Origin of the sequence: Mycobacterium sp. E136 (assembly GCF_001666865.1) — a bacterium.
GTDB lineage: Bacteria > Actinomycetota > Actinomycetes > Mycobacteriales > Mycobacteriaceae > Mycobacterium.
Genome location: NZ_LZJE01000391.1, coordinates 1 through 1,710 on the forward strand (window position 1 = coordinate 1; position 1,710 = coordinate 1,710).

Here is a 1,710-nt window from a genome sequence, read left to right on the forward strand (position 1 = left end):
CGACGCCGTCATGGACTGTGATCCGCCGATCGACCGGGTGGACGCCGCGGCCTTCGCGGGCCGGTCCCTGGCCGCCGACCTGCACCGCACCCTAGCCGCGTCCGGTGTGGGCTGCACGCGGCTGGCCATCCACGCCCGCACCGCCAATGGTGAAGAGCTGGAACGGGTTTGGCGCTGCGCCGAACCGCTGACCGAGGACGCCACCGCCGACCGGGTGCGTTGGCAGCTCGACGGCTGGCTGAACAGGCGCAATCCGAACGACAGGCCCACCGCGCCCATCACGGTAATCCGGTTGCGCCCGGTGGAGGTGGTGTCGGCCGAGGCGCTGCAGCTGCCGCTGTGGGGCGGGGTTGGCGAAGAGGATCGGCTGCGTGCCCGTCGCGCGCTGGTGCGCGTGCAGGGTCTGCTCGGACCGGAGGCGGTGCAGGTGCCGGTGCTCAGCGGCGGCCGGGGGCCCGCCGAACGCATCACACTCACTCCACTGGGCGATGAGCCGGTGCCGCGCGCCGATCCCCGTCAGCCGTGGCCCGGGCAACTGCCCGAACCGTCGCCGACCGTGCTGCTCGACGATCCGGTCGAGTTGTTCGACGCCGACGGCCGACCGGTGCGAGTGACCGCACGCGGCCTGTTCTCCACCGACCCGGCGCGGTTGGACACACCGGGCAATGTGGTCAAGGCAGGCAGATTGGCCTGGTGGGCGGGACCCTGGCCGGTCGACGAGCGGTGGTGGGATCCGGAAGGCAGCAAGGCGGGCCGCACCGCCCGCGCACAGGTGCTGCTCGACGGGTCCTCGCGTGACGCCCGGCCGGGGCAGGCCCTGCTGCTGTGTTACCGCCAGCGCCGGTGGTACGTCGAAGGTATTTATGAATGACGACCGCGTGACGGGGTACCCGCACACCAATGACCGCCATACCGCCCGATCCAGAACCGGCCGAAACCCCCGACCTCGAGCCTGGTGGCGGAGTGCCGCCAGGGGCCACACCGCCCGACTCAGATCAGACCTCCGGTGTGGGTGCCGTCGAATCCCGGCCTCGGCGCCGGTGGACGGCGACGGCCGTGGTCAGCGTCATCGCGGTCGCGATATTCCTGCTGTTGTTCCTGGCCGTCGTTGTCGGCGTGTTCTTCACCTGACCGTCGCGGCGAACGCGCCGACGCGCGCGATGAACCGGTCGAAGAACGCGGCGGGATCGACGTCAACCCCGATGAGTGCGTTGGGTTCCCGTCCCCAGCGGTTGCTCCAGTCCGCGATGGTCATGCCGCGCGTCAGTGTGCCCGTGAGTTCGACGTCGACGGTGGTCGCCCGGTAACTGACGAGGTCGGGACCGAGTGCCACCGCCGCGGCCAGCGGGTCGTGCAGGTGCGCGAGATAGCCCTCGCCCTGGTCGAAGTGGAACTCGAAGTAGAACCGCATGGCGTCCTCGAGTGCCGCGATGAGCGGGTTGTCCGACGCCGATCGGGTGCCGCGGTCGTCGGAGACGCTCATCGCCACCGATGTCGCGCCGGCCTTCTCCGCGAGCCGATTCAACAGCGCGGGTGTCATCGCGATGTGTTCGGTCAGGTTCAGGCCCAACACGATCGGCAGGTGTGCGGGCTTCTCGTCACCCCACGCGACGGTCCAGTTGGCGAACACCTCGGCCGCGGCTTCGGGGTCCACGCTGATGTTCCACTCGGCGACCGGGGTCGTGTTGCCGCGGTAGTCGAACGCGCCCT

The 1,710-nt window shown here is 70.3% G+C and carries 2 protein-coding genes and 1 pseudogene; 2 read left to right on the forward strand and 1 reads right to left on the reverse strand.

Annotated elements, in window-relative coordinates:
- Both A5698_RS26550 and A5698_RS28285 read left to right on the forward strand, forming a co-directional pair.
- A pseudogene (locus tag A5698_RS26550) lies at positions 1 to 871 on the forward strand (DNA polymerase Y family protein); the annotation flags it as partial.
- 29 nt (positions 872 to 900) lie between these two features.
- On the forward strand, positions 901 to 1,131 hold the full coding sequence (locus tag A5698_RS28285) for a DUF6480 family protein (RefSeq protein ID WP_084792640.1): 231 nt from the start codon (positions 901 to 903) through the stop codon (positions 1,129 to 1,131).
- Here A5698_RS28285 and A5698_RS26555 read toward each other — a convergent pair.
- Positions 1,124 to 1,710 (reverse strand): nucleoside hydrolase (locus A5698_RS26555; protein ID WP_197506907.1); only part of this gene is annotated, 587 nt, incomplete at its 5' end. The two genes, A5698_RS28285 and A5698_RS26555, sit on opposite strands and share 8 nt — an antisense overlap.